This is a genomic window from Cupriavidus sp. HPC(L) (assembly GCF_000307735.3).
In the GTDB taxonomy this organism is placed as follows: domain Bacteria; phylum Pseudomonadota; class Gammaproteobacteria; order Burkholderiales; family Burkholderiaceae; genus Cupriavidus.
In genome coordinates this window covers 1-2,901 of sequence record NZ_AMPR02000295.1, presented here as the reverse complement: position 1 = coordinate 2,901, position 2,901 = coordinate 1, and the positions used below count along the sequence as shown (strand labels likewise).

The following is a 2,901-nucleotide window of genomic DNA, read 5'->3' as shown; positions in this document are numbered from 1 at the left end:
ACCGCGTAGCCGGCGGCGGCGACGGCGTCGGCGGCCGCCGGCAGCACGGCGGCGCTGTCGGCCTGCACGGTGGCCTCCTCGGTGGCCAGGTTGACCGCGACGGAACGCACGCCCGGCACCTTGGCCAGCGCGTTCTCGACCCGGCGCACGCAGGAGGCGCAGGTCATCCCCTCGATCGGCAGGCGCCATTCGGGCGCGGCGGGCGTGGTATCGGCACCGGACGGGGCCGGCGACAGCGGAAGTGAAGAAGTGGACATGGCGGTTGACATCCTCGTTGACATAGCCTGTCACTGGATGCTGGACCTTACCATGCTAGGAAGGTCAAGGCCGATGCGCCAGTTTTCGCGATGCGGCGGCGGCGCTTGCGGTTGACATGATGGGAAGGTTCACAATGGCGCCGTTGTACCGGAATGCCGTCGCGTCATTTCCGCGCACGCGGGAATCCACCGCCTGCTGAAGCCGCTGGGTCCCCGCTTTCGCGGGGACGACGAGTGGCCCGGATTCATCACCCATACCGAGGAGTTCAACGATGATGCAGTTTCAAGTGGAAGGCATGTCCTGCAATCACTGCGTGGGTGCGATCACGCGTGCGGTGAAGCAGGTCGATCCCGACGCGCGCGTGTCGGCCGATATTGCGGCGCAGGCGGTCAGCGTGGAAGCGGACGCCGATGTGCAGGAGGTGCGGGAGGCGATCGAAGCGGCGGGCTATCCGGTCAAGGGCTGAGCCGGCCTTGGGTTGTCGTCCCCGCGCAGGCGGGGACCCAGTGGCTTCAAAAGACGCTGGATTGCCGCGCGCGCGGGAATGACGTCATAGCGGCGACGCTCAGAAGCGGTAGCCGACGTTCAGGAAGGTCACGATCGGATCGATCTTGATCTTGGTATGCGACACCACGGTGGCGCCGCCCTGCGCGGAATTGCGCGTGACGAAGGTCGCGCGGGTATCCAGCGGCAGGTAGGACACCGACAGGCCCACATGCCAGCGCTCGTTGATCTTGTAGTTCGCGCCGATGTTGAAGACCGGATTCCACGACGACTTGGCGCTCGCGGTCATCGTGGCGTTCGGGCCGAACTCCTGGCGCACGAACTGCTGGTTGGTGATCGTCTCGTCGGTAAACCAGGTGTAGTTGACGCCCAGGCCTACATAGGGGCGGAAGCGCGAGGCGGGCTCGAGGAAGTGGTACTTGACCAGCACCGCCGGGCTCCACTGGCGCACCGTACCGAGCTTGCCGTACCTGCCGTAGCCCTTGTCGCCCTCGACATCGTGCTCCGGGGGGATACCGACGACGAACTCGGCCGAGATGTGGTCGGTGACGAAGTGGTCGATCGACAGGCCCAGCGTATTGGCCGCCTTGATGTCGGCGCCGGTATTGGGACGCTGCATGTTCACCGGGCGGCCACCGACGCTGTCGATGGTCAGCGGATCGGCCGAGCTGTTCGGCATCACGCGGAACCAGCCCGCGCTGACGACGGTGCTGCCGGCCGACTGTGCCTGGGCGGCTCCGCCCACTACCATGGCCGCGACAGCCACCAGGATTTTCTTGTTGTGCGACATCCTCTCTCCTTCGTGGTTTTCAACTGCAAGGGCAGCATTATCCCGCTGCCGATGCCGACATCGTTTCAATCTAGAGACATTTTGTAGAGGCGCGCCACTAAATCGAGGGTTTACCGCAATCCGCGGTATCCAAAGGGCCACCACAGCCGGGAGAGAGGCGGCAGAAGTGTCTCAGGAATGTGACAGCGACCGGCGGCCCGATGCGACCGGCGCCATCGGCGCCATCGGCGCCTTGCACACCGTCGGCGCCGTCATGCCCCGGCGCTTCGCACCGCCAGCGCGCAGGCCGCGAGATCCCACAGCGCATAGCCGACGCTCTTGAACACCAGCGGACTGCCGCTGCGCGCGCGGATCGCGTCGGCGGCCAGGATCGCCGTCTCGAACGGCTGCACCGCGGCCCAGTCGATGCCGGCCTGCAGCAGGTCGCCGGCCTCGTCCTCGATGCCGAACAGCGTATCGGCCAGCAACCGTCCCGCCTGCGCGGCGCCGCGGCACAGCGCCGGCGGCAGCTCGCACATGTCGGGCCGGAACGCCCCGACCGCGGCGATGAAGTGGTCGTCGCGCCAGCAGCCGGCGGCCAGGTCCGGCAGCACCGGCGTGCGGCTCGACGTCACGGTGACCACCATCGACACGCGCGCGAGCACCGTGTCGATGTCGCCGGCGGAATCGATGACCTCGGCCTCCAGACCAAGCCGCCGCGCATGCGCCGCCAGCGCATGGGCCTTGTCCGCCGTGCGCGAATGCAGCCAGACCCGCCGCAGCGGCAGCCCGGCGGCGAAGGCCTCGAGATGCGTGGTGGCCTGCACGCCGGCGCCGACGATCAGCAGCTCGCCGTCGGGCCGCGCGGCGAAGCGCTGCGCCGCCAGCAGCGACACCGCGGCCGTGCGTCGTCCGGTCACCGTCGGTCCGTCCAGCAGCGCCAGCCGCACGCCGGTATGCGCGTCGGCCACCACCACTTCGCCGAGGATATTGGGCAGCCCGCGCGCCGGATTGCCCGGATGGACGGTGATGTTCTTGGTCATCACCAGGTCGGCATTGCGTGCCGGCATCACCAGCAGCGTTCCCTCGCCCTCAGGGGCCGCGGCGCTCACGTCGCCGACCGGCAGCGCCAGCCGCGGCGGCGCCATCGCGGTGCCGGCGCGCAGTTCGCCAAGCATGTCGGCAATGGCGACGGCCAGATCCGGATACGGCAGCCGCGCCGCGGTCTGGGCGGCATCGAGCAGCATCGGCGAGGCAGTCTGTGAGGCGGTCTGTGAGGCAATCGGTTCGGTAGGCATGGGATCGAGCTCCTGGGAACGCTGGGAATCTGAGAGTAGCGGCCGACGGCGGCGAGGCGGCGAGGCGGCGAG

Annotated in this window: 4 protein-coding genes; 1 reads left to right on the top strand and 3 read right to left on the bottom strand. The window is 68.4% G+C overall.

The annotated features are described in order from the left end of the window. The coding region (locus B551_RS15970; RefSeq protein WP_043440215.1) for a heavy-metal-associated domain-containing protein at nt 1–257 on the bottom strand (257 nt) is incomplete at its 3' end. Nucleotides 258–529: 272 nt separating this feature from the next. Here B551_RS15970 and B551_RS15965 point away from each other — a divergent pair. Further along, entirely contained in the window at nt 530–724 is a 195-nt protein-coding gene (locus B551_RS15965; protein ID WP_006577909.1) for a heavy-metal-associated domain-containing protein, read from the top strand. Between the two features lie 99 nt (nt 725–823). Here B551_RS15965 and B551_RS15960 read toward each other — a convergent pair whose 3' ends face one another. Continuing rightward, complete coding sequence (locus tag B551_RS15960) at nt 824–1,552, bottom strand: OmpW family protein (RefSeq protein WP_006577910.1); 729 nt, start codon at nt 1,550–1,552, stop codon at nt 824–826. Nucleotides 1,553–1,803: 251 nt separating this feature from the next. Next, nucleotides 1,804–2,829, bottom strand: coding sequence for a delta(1)-pyrroline-2-carboxylate reductase family protein (locus tag B551_RS15955; RefSeq protein WP_006577911.1), 1,026 nt, complete (start codon nt 2,827–2,829; stop codon nt 1,804–1,806). Nucleotides 2,830–2,901 lie beyond the last annotated feature (72 nt).

Bases quoted from the DNA above. Each gene is read 5' to 3' on its own strand.
- B551_RS15965 (WP_006577909.1), top strand. From the start codon at position 530: ATGATGCAGTTTCAAGTGGAAGGCATGTCCTGCAATCACTGCGTGGGT.
- B551_RS15960 (WP_006577910.1), bottom strand. From the start codon at position 1,552: ATGTCGCACAACAAGAAAATCCTGGTGGCTGTCGCGGCCATGGTAGTG.
- B551_RS15955 (WP_006577911.1), bottom strand. From the start codon at position 2,829: ATGCCTACCGAACCGATTGCCTCACAGACCGCCTCACAGACTGCCTCG.